The following is a 21474-nucleotide window of genomic DNA, read 5'->3' as shown; positions in this document are numbered from 1 at the left end:
GCGTATCAACTTCGTAGGACAAGCGAGACTTACTGGCAGGGAAGGCGTAGCATCGCTTACATGTTGAACCTGGAGCGCCTGCGCACCCTCGACGCCCTCGCCCGCCACGGTTCGGTCAGCGGCGCGGCCGACGGGCTCCACGTCACCACCTCCGCCGTGTCCCAGCAAATGGCCAAGCTGGAGCGGGAGATCGGCCAGCCGCTGCTGGCCAAGAACGGCCGCGGAGTCCGCCTGACCGACGCCGGGCGGCTGCTCGCCGACCACGCGGCGCGGATCATCTCCCAGGTGGAGCTCGCCCAGGCCGATGTCGAGGCCCAGCGGGGCTGCGCCGTCGGCGAGCTGCGGATCGGCGCCTTCCCGACCGCCATGCGCGGGCTGCTGCCCCAGGCCCTGTCCGCCCTGCGCGAGGGGCATCCGGACTTGAGGGTCCTGGTGCGCGAGCGGGAGCCGGAGGACAGCATGGCGGCGGTCGTGCGCGGGGACCTCGACCTGGCCCTCGCCATCGACTGGCACAACAAGCGCATGCCGGTGCCCGCCGAACTCACCCGGACCCACCTGCTGGACGACTCCGTCGACATCGCCGTCCCGGCCGGCCACCGACTCGCCGACCGGGACCAGATCTCCCTGGCCGAATTCGCCGACGACGACTGGATCTCCTGGAACGAGGGCCAGTTCTGCCACGAATGGCTGGTCTTCACCCTGCGCGGCACGGGAATCGAGCCGCGCATCGCGCACATCGCCGAGGAGCACCACACCCAGCTCGCCTTCGTGGAGGCCGGGCTCGGCGTGTGCGTGGCGCCGAAGCTGGGCCGCGGCCCGGTGCCGTCGGGGGTCCGGCTGCTGCCGGTCTGCGACACCGTACGCCGCCACGTGTACGCGGTCTGGCGCGCGGACGCCGACCGGCGGCCCTCCATCCGCGCCGCCGTCGGCGCCCTGCGCGAGGCGGCCGCCGCCATCCGGTAGCGACCCTGGGCCGACAGGCCTAGAGCTTGCGGAAGTCCCAGGAGACCACCGACTCGGGAGTGAGGCGGATCCAGGCGTGTCGGCCGTCGTGCGGCATCTCGTCGAGGCCGAAGTTCTTGGCCGGGAAGATCCGCTCGGCCTCGGCCAGTTCCGGGCAGGGCTCGCCCGTGCGCGGGGCCTCGCCCACGAAGACGGCGCTGCCGGAAAGCTCCACGCCGCGCAGTTCGTCGTACGCCTCGCCCGAGTCCACGACCACCGAGATCCGCGGGTCCTTGCGCAGGTCGGACCAGCGCCGGCTGCGCGTGATCGAGTAGAGCCACAGCGAGGTGCCGTCCCACGCGAACCACAAGGCGCCCACGTGCGGGCGGCCGTCCGGGGAGACCGTGGCCACCCGGCAGGTCTTCTGTTCGCGCAGGAAGGCGTCCACCTCCGCGTCGCTCATCATGATGCGGCGGCCCCGCCGCTGTGCCGTCGCCGTGCGTGCCTCGTCCATCCGTCCCGCACCCCTTCACATCTGACTGTGTGTCAGGAATCATGCGGGCTGTTCGGTCGTCACGCCAGGGGGAGCCATGCCGGAACTCGATCCCGCCACCACCGCGCTGCTCACCGTCGAATGCCAGAACGGGGTCGTCGGCGAGGAGAGCGCCCTGCCCGAGCTCGCCAAGGAGGCCCGCGACTCCGGAATGCTGGAGCGGGTGGCCGCGTTGGCCGACGCCGCGCGCGGGGCCGGCGTACAGGTGCTGCACGCCGTCGCCGAGCGGCGGCCGGACGGGCGCGGGGCGAACGCCAACGCGCGGCTGTTCCGGGCCGCCGGCAGGCTGCCCGTCCGTCAGCTGACCGGGAGCAGGGCCGTGGAGGTCGCCGCGCCCATCGTCGTGGCCGAACAGGACCTGGTGGTCCGCCGGCTGCACGGCCTCTCCCCGATGGCCGGAACCGACCTCGACGCGCTGCTGCGCAACCTCGGCGTCCGCACCCTCGTCGTCACCGGGGTCTCCTCGAACATCGCCATCCCGAACACCGTGTTCGACGCCGTGAACCTCGGCTACCAGGTGGTCGTCCCGTCCGACGCGATCGCCGGGGTGCCCGCCTCCTGCACCGCCGAGGTGATCCGCAACTCCCTCGCACTCGTCGCGACCATCACCACCGCCGAAGCGCTCCTCGACCAGTGGGCTCCGGCGAGCTGACCCGACTGGATCTCCGCCTCGTGGGCGTGGTTTCGAACCGCCCGCAGATGTGATCGCCTGTCTGCCACATGCGTGTGCAACTTTGACGCGAGTATGTCAACATGATGGCGCCCCTGCCGCATTGCGCCGCACCGCATGACCTGGGGAAATCATCCTTTTCGCAAGGACCCCGCATGTCCGAGTACCCGCAGCGGCCTCACCCCCAGCTGCCCCCGCAGTGCCCCGCTCCCAAGCAGGGCGTGAGCACCGGCAGGAAAGCCCATGGGGGGCCCATGTTCGCGCTCAACAAGCAGACCGCTGATGGATGTTCCGTCGATGACTGCCTCGCCGGAGCCACTGGCCAATACGCGGCGGCCGGCACGTACCCGTCGGGCGCGGCCCGGTGAGACTTCTGCTCTTCTCCGATCTTCACCTGGACACCTCCTTCCGCTGGGCCGGACCGGAACTCGCCCGTGCCAGGCGGCTGGCGCTGCGCGGGACGCTCGAGCGCATCCGCGACTTGGCGGAAGCGGAGGACGTGGACGCGGTGCTGTGCGGCGGCGACCTGTACGAGCACGACCGGTTCGCCGCCGACACCGGGGCGTTCCTGCGCTCGGTGTTCGGTCAGCTCCACCCGCGCCCGGTCTTCCTCGCGCCGGGCAATCACGACTGGTACGGACCGAGAAGCCTGTACCGGCAGGTCGACTGGCCGGACAACGTGCACGTGTTCAGCGAGGCCCGGCCGGCCCCGATCGAGCTCGCTGCCGGCTTGACGCTGTGGGGAGCCGCCCACCGCGCGCCCGCGAACACGGATGGCTTCCTCGATGGGTTCCGGGTGGATCGAGGCGGCGTCAATCTGGCGCTGTTCCACGGCTCCGAGCAGTCCGAACTTCCCTATCAGGGGGCGGGGAAGGCGCCGCACGCACCGTTTCGGGCCGCCCAGATTCGCGAGGCGGGCCTCGACCACGCCTTGCTCGGCCACTTCCACCAGCCGAAGGACGCCGAGACCCACACCTATCCGGGCAACCCCGACCCACTCGAGTTCGGCGAGACGGGGGAGCGCGGCGCCGTCGTGGTCACGGTCCGCTCGGACGGTGCCGTCGAGCGCGTGCGGCACCGTGTCGCGCGCACCGAGGTCCACGACGTGACGGTCGCGCTGGGCGGGGTCGTTCATACCGGTCAGGTCCGAGACCGGGTCCGTGAGGCCGTCGCCGACTTGGGCGGCATGGTTCGGGTGACGCTGGCCGGCGAGGTCGCCCCCGAGATCGATGTTCGGCCGGAAGGTCTGGAGGCCGTCGCCGGGCATCTGGATGCCCTGGTGGTCCGGCTCGGCGATGTCCGCGCCGGCTACGACCTGGACGCGCTGGCGGAGGAGTCCACCGTGCGCGGACAGTTCGTCAGGAGCGTGCGCGCGGCCGCCGACCTGGATGAGGACGAGCGTCGCCGGATTCTGATCACGGGACTGCGGGCCTTCGACGGCCGCGCGGAAGAGCTGGAGGTGCGCTGATGCGCATGGTCGAGGTTACTGCGCACGCCTTCGGGCCCTTGGTCCAGGAGAGCCTGTCGTTCGCTCCCGGCATGACCGTCATCTGTGGTGACAACGAGTCGGCGAAGTCCAGTTGGCACGCTGCTGTCCAGGCTGCCCTCTGCGGCCGCCGCCGGGGAAAGGGTCGCCCGGGCAAGGATGACCAGCGCTTCGCCGACCTGCACCGGCCGTGGGACAGCCCGGAATGGGAGGTCTCGTGCACGATATCTCTGGCTGACGGGCGTCGGATCGGGCTGCGGCACGACCTCGCGGGCCTGGTCGACTGCCGCGCCACCGACCTGGACCTGGGCCGCGACGTCTCGGCCGAGGTGATGTCCGACGGCTCCCCGGACGGGTCACGCTGGCTGGGGCTGGACCGCAAGTCCTTCGCCGCCACCGCCAGTGTCACTCAGGCCGAACTGCTGTCCGTCCTCGCTTCGGCCGGCGACCTGCAGACACACCTGCAGCGTGCCGCGGCGAACGCGAGCACCGAGAGCACCGCGGCCCAGGCACTGGAGTGCCTGGCAGCGTTCCACCGTGAACATGTGGGGCTGGACCGCAGCAACAGCACACGCCCACTGCGGCGTGCCAAAGACCGTCACGCCATCGCCCAAAGGAAGTTGGACGGCGCCCAGCGGCTCCATGACGAATACCTGGAACTGTTCACGCGGCAGCAGGAGTACCGGGAGGAGGCTCGACGCTTGGCTGAGGACCTTCAGGTCCTTGAGCGGGGCGCCGCGCGTCTGGACGAGCTGACCGCGGCCGCCTCAAGGGTGGCCGTACAGCGCGAGAAGGCGGACCGACTCGCCGACCGTCTGGCGACCTTGGCCGACGACCTCGACCGTGATCGGCGGCGCCTGGAGCGCGCCCGCGCCCTGGATGCGCTGCTGGAGGGCCGGGCCCCTGACGACACCACGGTCGGGGAGAACACCGCGCGCCTGGTCGCGGAGGCGCTCAGCGCATGGAAGGCGGCTCCGGAGCCGGTGTTGCTGACCGGGACGACGTCTGCGCAGCTGGAGGAGGCGCTCTCCGCACTGCCGGCGCGGCCGGAGGGCGACCTCACGGTCCACGAACAGGTGCGGGCTGCCGTGCTGGCGCACGAGACGGCGCAAGCGGTGCTCGCGGAGCACCTGAAGAGCAAGCCCGCGGCGCCGGATGCGGATGCCGCCCTGACAGCGGCTGTTGCGGCCGGGCCGGTTCTGCTGCGTGAGCTCGCCCAGGTCCTGGCCGTACCGTTGCCCGAGGCGCCGGCTGGTCTCCACGGGGACCTGGACGCGGCCCGAGACATTCGGGACGCGAAGACCGAAGCGTTGGAGCGGGCCTGGGAGCGGGGCCGGGTGGCACAGAGTGATCTGCGCGACGCCGAGTCCGCCCGTGCGGCCGCCCACGGGCGTGCAGCAGCGGAGCAGGAGGCCGTCGCCGCGGCAACGGCCGAGGCATCCTCAGCGAAGCGGCGGCGCACCGCCATGGGTGGCGCAGGAGCGCCGGCCCTGGCCCTGGGAGCGGTGCTGCTCGCCACAGGAGCGACGGTGGGCGGCACAGTCGGCTGCGCCGTCGGAGTGGTGCTGCTCGTCCTCGCAGCCCTGGCCCAGACCAGGCTCCGGCGCGTGGCCGGGGTCGTAGCGCTGGGAGTGGGACGGGACCTCGCCGCCACCGCCGAGCGGCAGTGGGAAGCGGCAGCCCGCCGAGTGGCCGAGGCCGACGCCGAGACAAGGCGGCTCGACGCCGAACTGACCGAGGCGCAGCGCGCCGCCACGGTCGCCGAGGTACGCCAGGAGGAGCACGCGCGCACAGTGGGGGCAGTGAGAGCCGACGGCGAGAAGGCCGTCGCGCGCTGCGAGGAACTGGGGCTGCCCACCACAGTCGAACAACTGTCGGCGCTGGCTGCCGAAGCCGACCGGGCGGCAGCCGCAGCGCAGAACGAGACGCGCTGGCTCGGGCAATGTGAGCGACTCGGCTCGGCAGTGGACGAAGCCGAACACCGACTGCGTACCGCACTGTCGGAACGAGGAGCCAAGGACCCTGGCCGCCCTGTCGCGGACCTGCTCACCACCTACGGGCAGGACTGCCGCAACCGCGCCGACCAAGCCACCGCGGCAGGCGAGGCGCCCGCACTGCGTCGACAGCTGGAAAGCCGCCGACAGCGCGAACAGGATGCGGCCCGAGCCGAAGAACTGCGCGAGGCGGCATCGACCATGCTGCTCGATGCCGCAACGGCAGCCGAAATCACGACCCTTGCCGACGCGGACGCCTCGCCCGAAAGCATCGTCGCCGCCCTGACGCAGTGGCAGACCGAACGGACGTCCGCGCTGCGCACCCTGAAGCAGCAGCAATCCCACTGGACTGAGCTACAGACCCTGCTCGACGGCACTACCGTCGACGAACTCGCCCTTGCCGTCGACAACTTGATGGACGAGCGAGCGGGCATGGAAGCAAGCGCCACCGCAGCCCGCGACCAGGCCCAGGCAACGGAGGCCGAGCTGGTCAGTGCCGCCGCGGACGCGGGAATCCCGGATCTCGCCCATGGTCGACTCGGGGTCCTGCTCGACCAGGAACGACATGCCCTCGACCAGGCCCGCACCGCCGCCTCGGAGGCAGCCAACCGGGCCGCAGCGGCCGAAGGTGCGGTCAAAGACCGCGCCCGCACCTTGCCCTCGGTGGCGGCGGCCGAGGAGGAACTGGCCACCGTCGAGCGGGAACTGCGCCGCGTCGAGCAACTGGACCGCACCATCACCGCCACCCAGCGGTTCCTCGGCGGTGCGCAGGACCGTGTTCACCGCAGCATCGCCCCGGTCTTGGCCGCGAGCCTCAGGCAGTGGCTGCCACGGGTGACCGGCGGCCGCTACCTCGACGCGATCGTCGACCCCGAGAACCTGCGCGTACAGGTCCTCGGCGACCAGCGCATGCCGCGGCACTCGGAGCGACTCTCCCGCGGCACCGCAGAACAGGTCTACCTGCTCCTGCGGATCGCACTCACCCGTCACCTCACCACGCCGAACGAGAGCTGCCCCCTCCTGCTGGACGACGTGACCGTCCAGTCGGACGCCGACCGCACGCTCCGGCTCTTGGAGCTCCTGCACGAACTGTCCGCCGACCAGCAGGTCATCCTCTTCGCCCAGGAACGGCTCGTCGCCGACTGGGCCCACACCACGCTCACCGGCCCGGCAGATCGGGTCATCACCCTGCAACCGGTCCACAGCCAATGACCCCTCCGGCCCTGGACCCGGGGTGCTTTGGATAGCCAGGCCGATGGGCCATGTAGCCTGGTGAAAATGTTGACAGAAGTCACGGCAACCCGCTATGTCACGCCCCTGCGTGAGGGTGGCTCGCTCCCAGGAATCGTCGAGGCCGACGACCTTGGCACCTACGTCATGAAGTTCACCGGCGCCGGCCAGGGCCGCAAGACCCTGGTCGCCGAGGTCATCTGCGGGCGCCTCGCCCAGCGGCTGGGCCTGCGGGTCCCGCGGCTGGTGCAGATGCAGCTCGACCCCGTCATCGGGCTCGGCGAGCCCGACCAGGAGGTCCAGGAACTGCTCAAGGCCAGCGGCGGGCTCAACCTCGGCATGGACTACCTGCCCGGTTCGATCGGCTTCGACCCGCTCGCGTACCAGGTGGATCCGGTCGAGGCGGGGCGCGTCGTCTGGTTCGACGCCCTCATCAACAACGTCGACCGGTCCTGGCGGAACCCGAACATGCTGGTCTGGCACGGGGACGTCTGGCTCATCGACCACGGCGCCACCATGATCTGGCACCACAACTGGCCCACCGCCGCGGCCGCGGCCGCCAAGCCGTACAACGCCTCCGACCACGTACTCGCCCCCGTGGGCCCGGACATCGCGAGCGCGGCGGCCGCGCTGGCGCCCCTGGTGACCGAGGAGCTGCTCACCGAGGTCGCGGCCGACGTGCCCGACGAATGGCTCGTCGACGAGCCCGGCTTCGACTCCACGGACGCGCTGCGCCGCGCCTATGTGGAGGTGCTGCTGCCGCGCGCGGCCACGATCCACGAGAGGATCTCGATGGAGGCCGAAGTGAAGGCCCCGCCGAAGCCGCCGGGCTGGCTGACCGACCACCTGCCGGAATGGCCCCACAAGACCAAGAAGAAGAGCGACAGCGAGTGACCAAGCGGGACGTGTTCGAGTACGCGCTGGTGCGCGTGGTGCCCCGGATGGAACGCGGAGAGTGTTTCAACGCCGGCGTGATCGTCTACTGCCGGGCGCGGGGGTACGTCGCCGCGCGCACCCACCTCGACGAGGCGAAGCTGCTCGCGCTGGACCCCGGGGCCGATGTGGCCGGGGTGCGGGCGGCGCTGCGCGGGGTCGAGGGCGTGTGCAGTGGCGGCGTCGCGGCGGGGCAGGCGGCCGGTGACGATGCGGGGCGTCGCTTCCGCTGGCTGATCGCGCCGCGGAGCACTGTCGTGCAGCCGGGCCCTGTGCACACCGGCCTGACGGCCGATCCCGCCGTGGAGGTCGAGCGGCTGCTGGACCTGTTGGTCCGCTGACCGGGGGTCCGCCGGTGGTTCGGTGCGGCGCCGTTGCGGGGGCTCCGCCCCCGGGCCGCCGCGCCTCAATCGCCGGCGGGGCTGAATCTGCCGCCGTTGACACCGGGTGCCAGGGATCCTAGCGTCTCCTCAGCTGAAGCTACTAAGCGGTTGCTCACCTCTGGGCGGCCGTCTCTCAAGGGCGAGGAGATCCAGCATGTCCACCACCGAGCAGCGCGTCGCGATCGTGACCGGGGCGGCCCGGGGCATCGGCGCCGCCACCGCCGTGCGCCTGGCCGCCGAGGGGCGGGCCGTCGCCGTGATCGACCTCGACGAGGCGGCCTGCAAGGACACCGTCGAGGCCATCACGGCGGCCGGCGGCAAGGCCCTGGCGGTCGGCTGCGACGTCTCCGACAGCGCGCAGGTGGAGGCGGCCGTCGAGCGCGTCGCCGCCGAGCTCGGCGCTCCGACCATCCTGGTCAACAACGCGGGCGTGCTGCGCGACAACCTGCTCTTCAAGATGAGCGACACCGACTGGGACACGGTCATGAACGTGCACCTGCGTGGCGCGTTCCTGATGGCGAAGGCCTGTCAGAAGTACATGGTCGAGGCCAAGTTCGGCCGTATCGTGAACCTCTCCAGCAGCTCGGCCCTCGGCAACCGCGGCCAGGCCAACTACTCCGCCGCCAAGGCCGGCCTGCAGGGCTTCACCAAGACCCTGGCCATCGAGCTCGGCAAGTTCGGCGTCACCGCCAACGCCGTCGCCCCCGGCTTCATCGCCACCGAGATGACCGCCCAGACCGCCGCCCGCGTCGGCATGGGCTTCGACGACTTCAAGGCCGCCGCCGCCACCCAGATCCCCGTCCAGCGCGTCGGCACGCCGGACGACATCGCCAACGCCATCGCCTTCTTCACGGGCGAGGCCGCCGGGTTCGTTTCCGGCCAGGTCCTGTACGTGGCCGGCGGCCCGCTCAACTGACCGGCTTACGAGAGGCAGGGGCTTACGGCATGACGTACGAAGGAACGGACAGCGGCAAGGTCGCGCTGATCACCGGCGCGAGCCGGGGCATCGGCTACGGCGTCGCCGAGGCACTGGTCGCCCGCGGCGACCGGCTGTGCATCACGGGTCGCAACGAGGAGGCCCTCAAGGAGGCCGTCGAGCGGCTCGGCGCCGACCGGGTGATCGGGGTCGCGGGCAAGGCGCACGACGAGGAGCACCAGGCCGTCGCCGTCGAGCGGACGATGGAGGCCTTCGGTCGCGTCGACTTCCTCGTGAACAACGCCGGCACCAATCCGGTCTTCGGCCCGATCGCGGACCTGGACCTCGGGGTCGCGCGCAAGGTCTTCGAGACCAACGTGATCTCGGCGCTCGGCTTCGCCCAGCGGACCTGGCACGCCTGGCAGAAGGACAACGGCGGGGCGATCGTGAACATCGCCTCCATCGCCGGCGTCTCCGCCTCGCCCTTCATCGGGGCGTACGGGATGAGCAAGGCGGCGATGATCAACCTGACCCTCCAGCTCGCCCACGAGATGGCGCCCGGGGTCCGGGTCAACGCGATCGCGCCCGCGGTGGTCAAGACCAAGTTTGCGCAGGCGCTCTACGAGGGCCGCGAGCAGGAGGCGGCGGCCGCCTACCCGCTGGGGCGGCTCGGGGTCCCGGAGGACATCGGAGGGGCCGCGGCTTTTCTTACATCTGCACAAGCGGAATGGATCACAGGTCAAACTCTGGTCGTTGACGGGGGAATGTTCCTGAATGCCGGAGTGCACTGACCGATAGTCGGACGCATTTGCCTCCCTGGGGGAGGTAAATGCGTAACGAATACGCACGGAACCGGTCATCTGCCCCACGAAACCTGCCCATTGGATTCGTGGGGCACTGCGGTAGGGTCTGCCGCACCCCTGGCTGATCGAGGAGCGTGCACGTGTTCATCCGGACCAGATGCCTGCAGATCACTGCGGCCCTTGCGTCCATATCCCTGCTCGCCGGATGCGGCCTGCTTTCGGACGACAAGGGCGACGATGCCAAGCGAATCGTCGTCGGCACGACGAGCGCCCCGAGCACCCTCGATCCCGCCGCGGCGTGGGACGGCTCCTGGGAGCTGTACCGGAACGTCTACCAGACCCTGGTGGCCTTCCCCACGGGCAGCACGAAGCCGCAGCCGGACGCCGCCCAGAGCTGCGAGTTCACGGACGCGAAGAACGAGTCGTACCGCTGCACCCTGCGCAAGGGTCTGAAGTTCTCCAACGGCGAGCCGCTCGACGCCAAGGCCGTCAAGCACTCCCTGGACCGGATCAAGACCATCGGCTCCATGGTCGGCCCCAAGGACCTCTTCGGCTCGCTCGACAAGATCGAGACCCCGGACGCGCTGACGGTCGTCTTCCACCTGAACACGCCGGACGCCACCTTCCCGTTCGTCCTCGGTTCGCCCGCCGCCTCGCTGGTCGCGCCCAAGGAGTACCCGGCGGACAAGGTGCGGGAGGACGGCAAGGTCGTCGGCTCCGGGCCGTACGTGCTCGACTCGTACAAGGAGGCCGGCGAGGCCGTCCTCAGCGGCAACGAGAGCTACAACGGCTTCGCGAAGCGCCGCAACTCCGCGGTGACCATCCGCTACTTCGCGGAGTCCCCGAAGATGATCGCCGCCCTCAAGGGCAAGGAGATCGACGCGATCTACCGAGGCCTGTCGGCCACGGAGGTCCTGGACCTCCAGAGCCCCGCCTCGCACGGGCTGGGCGTCCAGGTCGTCGAGAACGTCGGCTCCGAGATCCGCTACCTGGTCTTCAACCCCAAGGACCCGTCGGTCGCCAAGCTCCCGGTCCGCCAGGCCATCGCCCAGGTGATCGACCGCGGCACGCTCGTCTCCAAGGTCTACCAGGGCACCGCCGAGCCGCTGTACTCGATGGTCCCCAAGGGGGTCGTGGGCCACAAGACGCCCTTCTACGACAAGTACGGTCCGGCGAGCGTCGCCAACGCCAAGAAGATCCTCAGGGACGCCGGGATCAACCAGCCCGTCGAATTGACCTTCTGGTACACCACCGACCGGTACGGCGCCTCCACCGCGGAGGAGTTCACCGAGCTCAAGCGCCAGCTGGACGACAGCCAGCTCTTCAAGATCAACCTGCGCAGCGCGCCCTGGAAGGCCTTCCAGGCCGGTTACAAGGGCCAGGAGTACCCGGTCTTCGGTCGCGGCTGGTTCCCCGACTTCCCGGACCCGGACAACTTCATCGCGCCGTTCGTCGGCAAGGAGAACGCGGTCGGCACCCCGTACGAGCCCAACGAGATCATGAACGACCTGCTGCCCAGGTCCCGCCGCGAGGGCGACCGCTCCGCCGGCGGCCAGGCCTTCGAGCGGGCGCAGCAGATCTTCGCCGAGGACGTTCGGCTGCTGCCCCTGTGGCAGGGCAAGCTGTACGTCGCCGCGCGCGAGGACATCGCGGGCGCCGAGCGGGCCCTCGACCCGCAGACCGTCATGCAGATGTGGGAGTTCTACCGCAAGACCAGCTGGTAGCGGGGTGCGGGCGTCGGCCGCCGGGACGGGCGGCCGACGCGTTGTCAGTGGCTCCCGGTAGGTTCTTGATCAGTCGCAAGAACTTGTACCGGAGGTTGTGCCGTGACCCAGATGCTGCCCGAGTCCTGGCTTCCCGTCCTCGGCGGGGAGCTGGACCAGCCCTACTTCAAAGAGCTCACCGAGTTCGTCGAGAAGGAGCGGGCGAACGGGCCGGTCTACCCGCCCCGCGAGCAGGTCCTCGCGGCCCTGGAGGCCACTCCCTTCGACCGGGTGAAGGTGCTGGTCCTCGGCCAGGACCCCTACCACGGTGCCGGCCAGGGCCACGGCCTGTGCTTCTCCGTGCAGCCCGGCGTGAAGACCCCGCCCTCGCTGCGCAACATCTACAAGGAGATGAAGGAGGAGCTCGGCCTCCCCGTCCCCGACAACGGGTACCTGATGCCGTGGGCCGAGCAGGGCGTCCTGCTGCTCAACGCGGTGCTCACCGTCCGCGAGGCCGAGCCGAACTCGCACAAGGGCAAGGGCTGGGAGAAGTTCACCGACGCGGTGATCCGCGCGGTGTCCGACCGCTCCGACCCGGCCGTCTTCGTGCTGTGGGGCGCCTACGCCCAGAAGAAGATCCCGCTGATCGACGAGGAGCGGCACGTGGTCGTCAAGGGCGCCCACCCCTCCCCCCTGTCGGCCAAGAAGTTCTTCGGCTCCCGGCCCTTCACGCAGATCAACGAGGCCATCGCGGCCCAGGGGCATGAGCCGATCGACTGGCGGATCCCGGACCTCGGCTGACGCCACACCGCGCCTCGGCGCCATTGCCGGTGCCTCCGGCTAGCTTTTTGATGATCAGACCGGAGCAGGTCTGGCAGAGCAAGCCGGAGGCCGCGTTGACGGAGCAGCAGGAGGCGTCGGAGGACGCCCTCATGACCAGGATCGGCCAGGCGGTCATCCTGCTGCACGCCGGGGACCGCGAGGAGGCCCGCAACCGGCTCGGCGACATCTGGTCCGAGCTCGGCGAGGAGGGCGACTCCCTGCACCGGTGCACCCTCGCCCACTACATGGCCGACGCCCAGGACGATCCCGCCGACGAGCTGGCCTGGGACCTCAGGGCCCTGTCCGCCGCCGAGGCGCTGGGGGACGGGCCGCTGGTTCCCCGCGGGTTCTACCCGTCCCTGCACCTGAGCCTCGCCGACGACTACGTGAAACTGCGGCGTCCGGAGGCGGCCAAGGTCCACCTGGCCCGGGCCCGGGCGGCCGCCGCCGCGCTGGCCGACGACGGGTACGGGAACGGCGTACGGGCCGCCATCGCCCGGCTGGAGCGGCGCCTGGCCGCGGAACCGGGGACCGGACCGGGACCCCGGCCGTTCCCCGAGCAGTCCCCTTAGGCCCGTCGGCGGCCGCGTGCGGCCGTCAGTCGCCGTGGACGCCCGCGCAGATACGGGCCTCCGGGCTGTCCTCGTGCCAGCGGCCGTGCCGGCGCCCCAGTGCGCACACGTCCGCCGGTCGTACCGGCAGCTCCCGCATCAGCTCGCGCTCCACCTTCGCGTCGGGCCGCGAGGGGTGCGTACGGCCGCCGCCCGCCTGCTCGGGGGCGGCCTCGGCGGGCTTGCGCGGCTCCGGAATGTCGGGGACCGGCGGCGGGGCCTGTACGGTCCGCCGCGGCGCCTGCGGGGCGGTGGCGGGGACGGAGGCCGCGGGCGGCTCGGACCGCTCGGGAGCCGCCTTCAGCGCCTCCAGCGCGGGCGCCTGGACGACCACCGGGGAGGCTCCGGGCCCGCCGCGCGGCTCGTGCCGCGGCGCCGGCCCCGAGGAGGGGCCGGTGGCCGGCGTCACGGGCCCGGGGCTCACATTCACACAGCCGGAGACGGCCGAAACGGCACAGGCGACTCCGAGCAGCAGCGTTGTCGTGGTTCGGGTTGGATGCACTCGCGCAACTCTGGCGGCGCGAGGACCGCGTTGTGAAACCCGAAGGCCATATTCACCCCGCACGGGTGACGGATCGTGGGGTGTCCGGCCCCTACTCGCCGGTCGCGCCGTCGATGTGCTCGCGCAGCAGGTCGGCGTGACCGTTGTGGCGCGCGTACTCCTCGATCATGTGGGTGTAGACCCAGCGCAGGCTGAAGGCCTCGCCGCGCCGATGGCTCGCGGGATCCGACTTCAGGTCGAGCGAGCGGCCCGCCGCGGCCTGCCGCGCGAGCTCGATCTCGGTCTGCCAGACCTGCTCGGACTCGGCCCAGGTGTCCCGGTCGGTGAAGTGGAAGTCGCCGTCCACGTTGTCGGGGGTGGAGTACAGGTCGGGGAGGTCCTCGCCCAGCATGATCTCCCGGAACCAGTACCGCTCCACCTCCGCCATGTGGCGCACGAGGCCCAACAGGCTCAGTTCCGAGGGCTTGAGCGGGGTGAGGCGCAGCTGCCCGTCCGTCAGGCCCGCGCACTTCCAGGCCAGGGTGGCGCGGTGGTAGTCGAGCCAACCGTCGAGCATCTCCCTCTCGTTGGCGTCGGTGGCGGGTTCGGGGCGGTGGCTTCCATCAATGGTCATGTCCACATCCTGGTCGAAGGGAGCCCCTGTCACCAGGGATTAAGCTGCCGGCATCCCACCAGGACATACCGGAAACACACCAGGAGGCGCCCGGTGAAGGTCGGCTGCATCGGACTCGGCGACATCGCGCAGAAGGCGTACCTGCCCGTGCTCACCACCCGGCCGGGGATCGAACTGCACCTGCAGACGCGCACCCCCGCGACCCTGGAGCGGGTCGGCGAGATCCACCGCGTCCCGGCCGAGCGCCGGCACACCGGGCTCGACGCGCTGCTCGCAGAGGGCCTCGACGCCGCCTTCGTGCACGCCTCGACCGCCGCCCACCCCGAGATCGTCGGGCGTCTGCTGGAGGCCGGCGTACCGACGTACGTGGACAAGCCGCTCGCATACGAGCTCGCGGAATCGCGGCGGTTGGTGGAGCTGGCCGAGGAGCACGGGGTCTCGCTCGCCGTCGGATTCAACCGCCGCCACGCGCCCGGGTACGCGCAGTGCGCGGACCACCCGCGCGAGCTGATCGTCATGCAGAAGAACCGCGTCGGGCTGCCCGAGGACCCGCGCACCCTGGTCCTGGACGACTTCATCCACGTCGTCGACACCCTGCGCTTCCTGCTGCCCGGCGAGGCCGACCACATCGACGTGCGGGCCGTGGTGCGCGAGGGGCTGATGCACCAGGTGGTGCTCCAGATGTCCGGCGCCGGTTTCACCGCGCTCGGGATCATGAACCGGCTCTCCGGTTCCACCGAGGAGATCCTGGAGGTGTCCGGGCAGGACACCAAGCGGCAGGTCGTCAACCTCGCGGAGGTCATCGACCACAAGGGGCAGCCGACCGTCCGGCGCCGCGGGGACTGGGTGTCCGTCGCCCGCCAGCGCGGCATCGAGCAGGTCGTGGACCACTTCCTGGAGGCCGTGGCGGCCGGCAAGACCCTCAGCGCCCGGGACGCGCTGCTCACCCACGAGCTGTGCGAGCGGGTGGTGGACTCGGCTCTGGAGCAGGCCTTCTGAGCGAACGGGCGCCCCGCGCCGCGCAGTACGCCACGAGGACGGCCAGGGCCGCGCCCACCGGCCAGTCCCCGAAGCGGACGTACAGGGTGGTGCCGGTGGCCAGCGGGACCTCGTACACCGCCGCCGTACTCGCGGAGGTGGGCAGTGCCGGGCCGATCGGCTCGCCCGAGGGGCCATGCACCACGCTGACGCCCGTGAGGGTGGCGTGCACCATCGGGCGGCCGTCCTCCGCGGCGCGCAGTGCGGCGAGCGAAGCGTGCTGGGCCGGAGCCCAGCTGTCCTGGAAGGTGGAGGTCGCCGACTGGGCGACGAGCAGGGACGCCCCGTCGCGGGTGAGGCGCCGGCTCATGTCGGGGAACGCCGACTCGAAGCACACCAGCGGCCCGAGGCGGACACCGCCGGGCAGGTTCATGACCGCGGGGGCCACGCCGCGCATGCGGTCCTCGCCGGCGGCCCGGCCCACCGAGGTCGCCCAGCCGAGCAAGGATCGGGCGGGCACGTACTCCCCGAAGGGGACCAGCCGCATCTTGTCGTAGCGGTCGCCCGTGGGTCCCTCGGGGCCTATGAGCACCGAGGACTTGTAGATGCCCGGCCGGTCCGGCCCGCGCGCGTCCACGTTGACCAGCAGCGGAGCCCCGATCCGGGCCGACAGCGCGGTGAGCCGCCGGGCCAGGTCGGGCCGGGCCGCCAGGTCCGCGCCGACACTGCTCTCACCCCACACCACCAGGTCGGGACCGAGCCCGGCCAGCGTCCGCGTGAGCCGCTCCCCGGCCGCGAACCGCCGCTCGGCACTGTCGGGGCCGTCCGCTATCAGGCCGGGCTGTACGACGGCCACGCGCAGCCTGCCCGAGACCTCGGGCCGCTCCGCCCACAGCCACACCACCCCGGTCAGCACCGCGCACCCCGTCACCCCGGCCACCGCGGGGAGCCGCGCCCCCGGCGCCGCCACCAGCAGCACCAGCGCGCAGTTCACCGCAACCACCAGCAGGCTCACCAGCCACACCCCGCCCACCGAGGCCAGCCGCAGCGCGGGCGGCACCTGCCACTGGCTCGCCCCCAGCAGCCCCCACGGCCCGCCCAGCCCCTGCCAGGACCGGGCCAGCTCCGACAGCAGCCACCCCGCCGGTACGAGGACCAGTCCCGCGGCCGCGCGGCGCGCCGCGGGATGTCCGCCCAGCAAATCTCGCACCAGCAGCGCCCACGGGATCCAGAGCAGGCCCAGCAGCGCGGCCATCGGCACCAGGAAGACGTGCAGGCTGGGCAGCAGCCAGTGATGGACGGCCACGATGAAGCCGGCGCCCCCGAGCCAGCCCTCCAGCGCCGCCCGCCGGCCGGTTCGGGCGGACCTCAGCAGCAGCATCCACGGCACGAGGGCGACGTACGCGAACCACCAGAGCGCGGGGGCCGGGAAGGCGAGGGCGGGCAGCGCGCCGGCGCCGACCGCGGCCGGTGCGCGCCACCCGGGGGACCACCGTGGGGACCACCCGTTCCGCATCGAGACCATGGGGCGCCTCCGCTTCCAGTCTGGCAGTCAGGCCGAAATGTGCCGCCACTTCTCGTGCACGGTCACCCCGGTCAGCCGCCAGCCCTCGTAGGTGCGGGCGAGCGCGAAGGTGTAGCGCCCGGCGGCGACGAAATTGGGCGCGGTCACCGTCCCGTCGAACTCACTGCCGGCGAGCCGCATCGGATTGAGGAAGTCCGCGCGCACCTCGGCGCTGTCGCCGGGCGAACCGCCCACGTCCTCCAGCCGGATCAGCCGGTTGACGATGAGGTGCTGGCGCACGGGGAAGAGCTTCATGGTCTCCGCGAGCCAGTCCGCGACCTCCCCGGCCGGGCCCTCCATCCCGCCCGCCGAGCTGTAGTCCGCCCGGCCGGCAGGGGTGAACAGGGCCCGGTACCCCTCCCAGTCGCCGTCGTCGACGGCCACCGCGTACCCGGAGACCACCTCGTCGATCGCCAGCCGGTCCATCACCGTCGCGAGGTCCACACGCTGAGTCATCGGGACAGTGTGGGGGTGCGGGGCCGCGAGTCCAAGGGGCGTGCGCCGACCGGATCTCCGGATGACCGGTCAGCGACCGGAATGCGCCTCCCGCTGGCGGACCACGACGAGGAACGCGTCGCTGTCCAGGTCCATCACCACCTCGGCCGGCACCCCCTCCCGCAACCGCTGCGCCGCGTACTCCTCGGCGGGCCAGCTCCCCCGCGGACTTCCGGCCGGAAACCGCTCCAGCACCACTCGACCCATGGGACACCCCCTGCTGCTTGCCTTCGACCCTCTCCAGGCACAACGACGCGCAGGCCGCCCGGGAACGTTCCCGAACGGCCTGCGGTTCACGCGAAGCGGTGATGAGCGGGGCGCCGCTGAGCCCCCGCCGGTATGACTATCCGGCGGACTCGCCGGCGTGCGGGCTCAGCACACCCATGCCGACCAGGATGAAGAGGAGGATGCCCAGCGCGATCCGGTAGATCACGAAGGGCATGAAGCTCTTGCTGGAGATGAACTTCATGAACCACGCGATGACGGCGTAGCCGACGAAGAAGGCCAGGACCGTCGCGAAGATCGTCTGGCCCCAGGCGATGTGGCCCGGGTTCTCGATCACGTCCTTGATCTCGAACAGGCCGGAGGCCAGCACGGCCGGAATGGCGAGGAGGAAGGAGTAACGGGCCGCCGCCTCGCGGGTGAAGCCCAGCAGCAGACCGCCGGAGATCGTGGCGCCGGACCGCGAGACGCCCGGGATCAGGGCCATCGCCTGGCACAGACCGAAGATCAGGCCGTCCTTGACGCCCAGCTCCTTGAGCGTCTTGCGCTCGCGGATGGCGCGGTGCCGGCCGCCCTCCTCGTCACGCGCGGCCAGCCGGTCCGCGACGCCGAGCACGATGCCCATCACGATCAGGGTGGTGGCGATCAGCCGCAGATCGCGGAACGGACCCTCGATCTGGTCCTTGAAGGCGAGGCCCAGGACACCGATCGGAAGCGAGCCGACGATCACCAGCCAGCCCATCTTGGCGTCCTGCTCGGACCGCAGCGCCTTGGTGTACAGCGAGCGGACCCAGGTGGAGACGATCCGCGCGATGTCCTTGCGGAAGTAGATCAACACGGCGGCCTCGGTGCCGATCTGCGTGATGGCGGTGAAGGCCGCTCCCGGGTCGTGCCAGCCGGCGAACGCCGCGGTCAGCCGCAGGTGCGCGCTGGAGGAGATCGGGAGAAACTCCGTAAGCCCCTGGACGAGACCGAGGATTAGGGATTCGAACCAGCTCATGTCGGGGTGCGCTCGTCCTTGTGATCGTCGGGCAGTTCGCCCCCGATGCTAGGGCCCGTGCGGAGCGGCAGTGACCACTGGGGGGTGCTGGGGCGTCAGCTCGTACGCCGCCTCGTGGATTCGGGGCGGTGCCAGGCGGTGCCGCTTGCGCCAGGCCACCACTGCGCCGGCCACCACGGAGACGACGATGAAGCCGAACGAGACGAGGAAGGCGGGCGAGCCTGGGGAGGAGGCACTCGCGCCCGCGATCACGTACGCCGCGGTGTTGGGGACGACCCCGACCGCCGTGGCGAGGAGGAAGGGCAGCCAGCCGCAGCGGGACACCGCCGCGCAGTAGTTGGCCACCACGAACGGGAGCCCGGGGAACAGTCGGACGGCGAGCATCGAGCGGAAGCCGTGCCGGCTGAGCTGGCCGTCGGCGGCCTGGAGCCAGCGGCCGCGCAGCATCGGACGCAGCGCCTCCTGGCCCAGCATCCTGCCGAGGCCGAAGGAGATCCCGGCGCCGAGGACCGTGCCGGCGACCGCCGCGACCACGCCCGCCTGGCTGCCGAAGACGGCTCCGGCGGCGAGGTTGAGCAGGGGCCGAGGGACGAAGGCCGCCGTGCACACCCCGTACGCGGCCGCGAACAGCACCACCGCCGTGCCCACCGGGAGCCCCGGCGGCCAGCCCTCCGAGAGCAGGCGCTGGGGCTCGTACAGCAGCACGCACACGCCGGCCGCCAGGAGCAGCACGACGAGCAGCGACAGCCGGGCCCACGGCGCGAGGAGGAGGGACATCCCGGGAGACTAACCGACCTGTGCGGATACGCGCCGTAATCTGGGCCTCATGCTGTCGAACGACGGGCGACCCCCGAGGGTTCCCCGCAGCGCCCTCGCGGACACCCTCCTGGAGCGGCTGACCGGCACGTACGCGCAGGCCGCCGACCCCGTGCGGGCCGAGGCCATGGCCGCGTACATGAAGGACGTCGCGCCCTTCCTCGGCATCCCCACCCCACTGCGCCGCGAACTGTCCGGGACGGTGACCAAGGACACTCCCCGGCCGTCGGAGTCCGACTGCGCGGCGCTCGCGCTGCGCTGCTGGCGGCTCCCGGAGCGGGAGTACCAGTACTTCGCGGTCGACTACCTGCGCCGCCACGTCGCCCGCTGCTCCTCCGACTTCCTGCCCGTCGTGCGTCACCTGCTCGTCACCGTCCCCTGGTGGGACACCGTGGACCTGCTGGCCGCGCACACCGTCGGCCCGCTCGTGGCCGCCGACCCGGCACTGGCGGCCGTCATGGACGAGTGGATCGAGGACGAGGACCTCTGGCTCGCCCGCACCGCCCTCCTGCACCAGCTCCGCTACAAGGGCGCCACCGACGCCGACCGGCTCTTCGGCTACTGCCGGCTCCGGTCCGGGCACCCGGACTTCTTCCTGCGCAAGGCCATCGGCTGGGCGCTGCGCGAGTACGCGAAGACGGACCCCGAGGCGGTACGCGCCTTCGTCGAGGCCGAACGCGGCTCCCTGTCGCCGCTGTCCGTGCGCGAGGCCCTCAAGAACCTCTGAGCGCGGGGAAATCCGCGCGGGGAAATTCGTTCGACGGGCCCGGCACGGTCCGGCAGGATCAGGGGCATGTCCCGGTACGCCTTCCCCGCAGCGCCGTCCGCAGTCGCGGACGCGCCGAAGGCTGCCGCATTCACTTCCGGCGCAGCGGTTCCCACCGCAGCAGCCTTTGCCGCAGCGGCCTTCGCCGCATTCGACGGCGCACGAAGCTGACCCTTCCCGGATCGTCCGGCGGACCCCGCAGGGGGAGGGTCGGCTCGGTTCAGGGGTCCCGTTCCAGCTTCTAGCACGGGAAGATCATCATGGCCAAGACGGCCTTCGTGCGGACCAAGCCGCACCTCAACATCGGCACCATGGGTCACGTCGACCACGGCAAGACCACCCTCACCGCCGCCATCACCAAGGTCCTCGCCGAGCGCGGGGGTGCCTCCTTCGTGCCCTTCGACCGCATCGACCGGGCCCCCGAGGAGGCCCGGCGCGGGATCACCATCAACCTCACGCACGTCGAGTACGAGACCGACACCCGCCACTACGCCCACGTGGACATGCCCGGGCACGCCGACTACATCAAGAACATGGTGACGGGCGCCGCCCAACTCGACGGGGCGATCCTCGTCGTCTCCGCGCTCGACGGGGTCATGCCGCAGACCGCCGAGCACGTGCTCCTCGCCCGGCAGGTCGGCGTCGACCACATCGTGGTGGCGCTCAACAAGGCCGACGCCGGGGACCCCGAGCTGACCGACCTGGTCGAGCTGGAGGTCCGCGAGCTGCTCACCGCGCACGGCTACGGCGGTGACGGCACACCGGTCGTACGGGTCTCCGGGCTCGGGGCGCTGGAGGGCGACCCGCGGTGGACCGGGGCGATCGAGGCGCTGCTGGACGCGGTGGACACGTACGTGCCGACGCCGGTGCGGTACACGCGGGCCCCCTTCCTGCTGCCGGTGGAGAACGTGCTGACGATCACCGGGCGCGGGACGGTCGTGACCGGCGCCGTCGAGCGCGGCAGCGTGCGCCTCGGCGACCGCGTCGCCGTCCTGGGCGGCGACGGCGAGCCGCTCGAGACGGTCGTCACCGGCCTGGAGACCTTCGGCAAGCCGATGGAGTCCGCCGAGGCCGGGGACAACGTGGCGCTGCTGCTGCGCGGGGTGCCGCGCGACGGGGTGCGCCGTGGGCACGTGGTGGCCGCTCCGGGCAGCGTGACGCCCAAGCGCCGGTTCACCGCGCAGGTGTACGTGCTCTCTGGGCGCGAGGGAGGCCGTACGACGCCGGTGGCAACCGGCTACCGGCCGCAGTTCTACATCCGCACCGCCGACGTGGTGGGGGACGTGGACCTGGGGGAGGCCGGCGTGGCCCGGCCGGGGGAGACGGTCACGATGACCGTCGAGCTCGGGCGGGACGTCCCGCTGGAGTCGGGGCTCGGCTTCGCCATCCGCGAGGGCGGGCGGACGGTCGGCGCGGGCACCGTGACGGCCGTGCTCGGGTGACGCGCCCGGTCGGCCGGGCCGGTGTGACCC

22 protein-coding genes are annotated in these 21474 nt (G+C 71.5%); 14 read left to right on the top strand and 8 right to left on the bottom strand.

All coding sequences use genetic code 11. The annotated features are described in order from the left end of the window. Positions 1-60: 60 nt before the first annotated feature. Positions 61-963, top strand: coding sequence for a LysR substrate-binding domain-containing protein (locus ACFV9H_RS36620; protein WP_385407273.1), 903 nt, complete (start codon positions 61-63; stop codon positions 961-963). Positions 964-982: 19 nt separating this feature from the next. Here ACFV9H_RS36620 and ACFV9H_RS36615 read toward each other — a convergent pair whose 3' ends face one another. Next, on the bottom strand, positions 983-1456 hold the full coding sequence (locus ACFV9H_RS36615) for a pyridoxamine 5'-phosphate oxidase family protein (protein WP_385407272.1): 474 nt from the start codon (positions 1454-1456) through the stop codon (positions 983-985). Between the two features lie 76 nt (positions 1457-1532). Between ACFV9H_RS36615 and ACFV9H_RS36610 the strand changes: the two genes are divergently transcribed. From ACFV9H_RS36610 to ACFV9H_RS36565, 10 genes are all read left to right on the top strand, one after another. Next, complete coding sequence (locus tag ACFV9H_RS36610) at positions 1533-2147, top strand: cysteine hydrolase (protein ID WP_385407269.1); 615 nt, start codon at positions 1533-1535, stop codon at positions 2145-2147. Between the two features lie 382 nt (positions 2148-2529). After that, positions 2530-3633, top strand: coding sequence for an exonuclease SbcCD subunit D (locus ACFV9H_RS36605; protein WP_385407266.1), 1104 nt, complete (start codon positions 2530-2532; stop codon positions 3631-3633). Then, entirely contained in the window at positions 3633-6857 is a 3225-nt protein-coding gene (locus ACFV9H_RS36600) for a hypothetical protein (RefSeq protein ID WP_385407264.1), read from the top strand. Before ACFV9H_RS36605 ends, ACFV9H_RS36600 begins: the two co-directional genes overlap by 1 nt. 66 nt (positions 6858-6923) lie before the next feature. Further along, complete coding sequence (locus tag ACFV9H_RS36595) at positions 6924-7769, top strand: HipA family kinase (protein ID WP_385407261.1); 846 nt, start codon at positions 6924-6926, stop codon at positions 7767-7769. After that, complete coding sequence (locus ACFV9H_RS36590; protein WP_385407259.1) at positions 7766-8149, top strand: DUF3037 domain-containing protein; 384 nt, start codon at positions 7766-7768, stop codon at positions 8147-8149. The genes ACFV9H_RS36595 and ACFV9H_RS36590 overlap by 4 nt, the downstream gene beginning before the upstream one ends. Positions 8150-8345: 196 nt before the next feature. Next, positions 8346-9107 (top strand): 3-oxoacyl-ACP reductase FabG, encoded by a 762-nt coding sequence (gene fabG / locus ACFV9H_RS36585; protein WP_385407258.1) that lies wholly within the window; start codon positions 8346-8348, stop codon positions 9105-9107. A gap of 29 nt (positions 9108-9136) precedes the next feature. Further along, positions 9137-9898 (top strand): SDR family oxidoreductase, encoded by a 762-nt coding sequence (locus ACFV9H_RS36580; protein WP_329388144.1) that lies wholly within the window; start codon positions 9137-9139, stop codon positions 9896-9898. Positions 9899-10050: 152 nt separating this feature from the next. Continuing rightward, the gene (locus ACFV9H_RS36575; protein WP_385407255.1) at positions 10051-11634 is read left to right on the top strand and encodes an ABC transporter substrate-binding protein; all 1584 of its coding nucleotides are present in this window, start codon (positions 10051-10053) and stop codon (positions 11632-11634) included. 111 nt (positions 11635-11745) lie between these two features. Next, a complete protein-coding gene (locus tag ACFV9H_RS36570; RefSeq protein WP_385407294.1) occupies positions 11746-12414 on the top strand; it encodes a uracil-DNA glycosylase in 669 nt (222 codons plus the stop codon). A gap of 95 nt (positions 12415-12509) precedes the next feature. Then, complete coding sequence (locus ACFV9H_RS36565) at positions 12510-13007, top strand: hypothetical protein (RefSeq protein ID WP_385407291.1); 498 nt, start codon at positions 12510-12512, stop codon at positions 13005-13007. Positions 13008-13032: 25 nt separating this feature from the next. On the opposite strand, the gene ACFV9H_RS36560 is transcribed toward ACFV9H_RS36565, so the two are convergent. Continuing rightward, positions 13033-13455 (bottom strand): hypothetical protein, encoded by a 423-nt coding sequence (locus ACFV9H_RS36560; protein WP_385407252.1) that lies wholly within the window; start codon positions 13453-13455, stop codon positions 13033-13035. Between the two features lie 184 nt (positions 13456-13639). Next, complete coding sequence (locus tag ACFV9H_RS36555; RefSeq protein WP_385407250.1) at positions 13640-14161, bottom strand: DinB family protein; 522 nt, start codon at positions 14159-14161, stop codon at positions 13640-13642. Between the two features lie 93 nt (positions 14162-14254). Between ACFV9H_RS36555 and ACFV9H_RS36550 the strand changes: the two genes are divergently transcribed. Then, positions 14255-15160 carry a Gfo/Idh/MocA family protein gene (locus ACFV9H_RS36550; RefSeq protein WP_385407247.1) on the top strand — a complete coding sequence of 302 codons (906 nt, stop codon included), beginning with the start codon at positions 14255-14257 and terminating at the stop codon, positions 15158-15160. Here ACFV9H_RS36550 and lnt read toward each other — a convergent pair. The 5 genes from lnt to ACFV9H_RS36525 form a co-directional block, all read right to left on the bottom strand. After that, a complete protein-coding gene (gene lnt / locus ACFV9H_RS36545; RefSeq protein ID WP_385407245.1) occupies positions 15105-16664 on the bottom strand; it encodes an apolipoprotein N-acyltransferase in 1560 nt (519 codons plus the stop codon). The genes ACFV9H_RS36550 and lnt overlap by 56 nt on opposite strands. A 27-nt stretch (positions 16665-16691) precedes the next feature. Next, on the bottom strand, positions 16692-17159 hold the full coding sequence (locus ACFV9H_RS36540; protein WP_385407242.1) for a nuclear transport factor 2 family protein: 468 nt from the start codon (positions 17157-17159) through the stop codon (positions 16692-16694). 69 nt (positions 17160-17228) lie between these two features. Beyond that, positions 17229-17405 carry a hypothetical protein gene (locus ACFV9H_RS36535; RefSeq protein ID WP_385407240.1) on the bottom strand — a complete coding sequence of 59 codons (177 nt, stop codon included), beginning with the start codon at positions 17403-17405 and terminating at the stop codon, positions 17229-17231. A 136-nt stretch (positions 17406-17541) separates the two neighbouring features. After that, on the bottom strand, positions 17542-18420 hold the full coding sequence (locus ACFV9H_RS36530) for an undecaprenyl-diphosphate phosphatase (protein ID WP_385407238.1): 879 nt from the start codon (positions 18418-18420) through the stop codon (positions 17542-17544). A 48-nt stretch (positions 18421-18468) separates the two neighbouring features. Then, positions 18469-19197, bottom strand: a complete 729-nt coding sequence (locus tag ACFV9H_RS36525; RefSeq protein WP_385407236.1) for a TVP38/TMEM64 family protein — start codon at positions 19195-19197, stop codon at positions 18469-18471. A 49-nt stretch (positions 19198-19246) separates the two neighbouring features. On the opposite strand from ACFV9H_RS36525, the gene ACFV9H_RS36520 reads away from it, so the two are divergent. Both ACFV9H_RS36520 and tuf read left to right on the top strand, forming a co-directional pair. After that, on the top strand, positions 19247-19963 hold the full coding sequence (locus tag ACFV9H_RS36520) for a DNA alkylation repair protein (protein ID WP_385407234.1): 717 nt from the start codon (positions 19247-19249) through the stop codon (positions 19961-19963). 299 nt (positions 19964-20262) lie between these two features. Continuing rightward, entirely contained in the window at positions 20263-21444 is a 1182-nt protein-coding gene (gene tuf, locus ACFV9H_RS36515) for an elongation factor Tu (RefSeq protein ID WP_385407232.1), read from the top strand. Positions 21445-21474: the final 30 nt, after the last annotated feature.

The organism is Streptomyces sp. NPDC059874 (genome assembly GCF_042731135.1).
GTDB lineage: Bacteria > Actinomycetota > Actinomycetes > Streptomycetales > Streptomycetaceae > Streptomyces.
Note: the sequence above shows the minus strand (reverse complement) of the source record. Positions and strands in the feature narration are given on the sequence as shown.

What these genes read in the sequence shown, in the direction of transcription:
- ACFV9H_RS36620 (WP_385407273.1), top strand. Translation starts at nt 61, where the DNA reads ATGTTGAACCTGGAGCGCCTGCGCACCCTCGACGCCCTCGCCCGCCAC.
- ACFV9H_RS36615 (WP_385407272.1), bottom strand. Translation starts at nt 1,456, where the DNA reads ATGGACGAGGCACGCACGGCGACGGCACAGCGGCGGGGCCGCCGCATC.
- ACFV9H_RS36610 (WP_385407269.1), top strand. Translation starts at nt 1,533, where the DNA reads ATGCCGGAACTCGATCCCGCCACCACCGCGCTGCTCACCGTCGAATGC.
- ACFV9H_RS36600 (WP_385407264.1), top strand. Translation starts at nt 3,633, where the DNA reads ATGCGCATGGTCGAGGTTACTGCGCACGCCTTCGGGCCCTTGGTCCAG.
- ACFV9H_RS36595 (WP_385407261.1), top strand. Translation starts at nt 6,924, where the DNA reads ATGTTGACAGAAGTCACGGCAACCCGCTATGTCACGCCCCTGCGTGAG.
- fabG (WP_385407258.1), top strand. Translation starts at nt 8,346, where the DNA reads ATGTCCACCACCGAGCAGCGCGTCGCGATCGTGACCGGGGCGGCCCGG.
- ACFV9H_RS36580 (WP_329388144.1), top strand. Translation starts at nt 9,137, where the DNA reads ATGACGTACGAAGGAACGGACAGCGGCAAGGTCGCGCTGATCACCGGC.
- ACFV9H_RS36570 (WP_385407294.1), top strand. Translation starts at nt 11,746, where the DNA reads ATGCTGCCCGAGTCCTGGCTTCCCGTCCTCGGCGGGGAGCTGGACCAG.
- ACFV9H_RS36555 (WP_385407250.1), bottom strand. Translation starts at nt 14,161, where the DNA reads ATGACCATTGATGGAAGCCACCGCCCCGAACCCGCCACCGACGCCAAC.
- lnt (WP_385407245.1), bottom strand. Translation starts at nt 16,664, where the DNA reads ATGGTCTCGATGCGGAACGGGTGGTCCCCACGGTGGTCCCCCGGGTGG.
- ACFV9H_RS36540 (WP_385407242.1), bottom strand. Translation starts at nt 17,159, where the DNA reads ATGACTCAGCGTGTGGACCTCGCGACGGTGATGGACCGGCTGGCGATC.
- ACFV9H_RS36535 (WP_385407240.1), bottom strand. Translation starts at nt 17,405, where the DNA reads ATGGGTCGAGTGGTGCTGGAGCGGTTTCCGGCCGGAAGTCCGCGGGGG.
- ACFV9H_RS36530 (WP_385407238.1), bottom strand. Translation starts at nt 18,420, where the DNA reads ATGAGCTGGTTCGAATCCCTAATCCTCGGTCTCGTCCAGGGGCTTACG.
- ACFV9H_RS36525 (WP_385407236.1), bottom strand. Translation starts at nt 19,197, where the DNA reads ATGTCCCTCCTCCTCGCGCCGTGGGCCCGGCTGTCGCTGCTCGTCGTG.
- ACFV9H_RS36520 (WP_385407234.1), top strand. Translation starts at nt 19,247, where the DNA reads ATGCTGTCGAACGACGGGCGACCCCCGAGGGTTCCCCGCAGCGCCCTC.
- tuf (WP_385407232.1), top strand. Translation starts at nt 20,263, where the DNA reads ATGGCCAAGACGGCCTTCGTGCGGACCAAGCCGCACCTCAACATCGGC.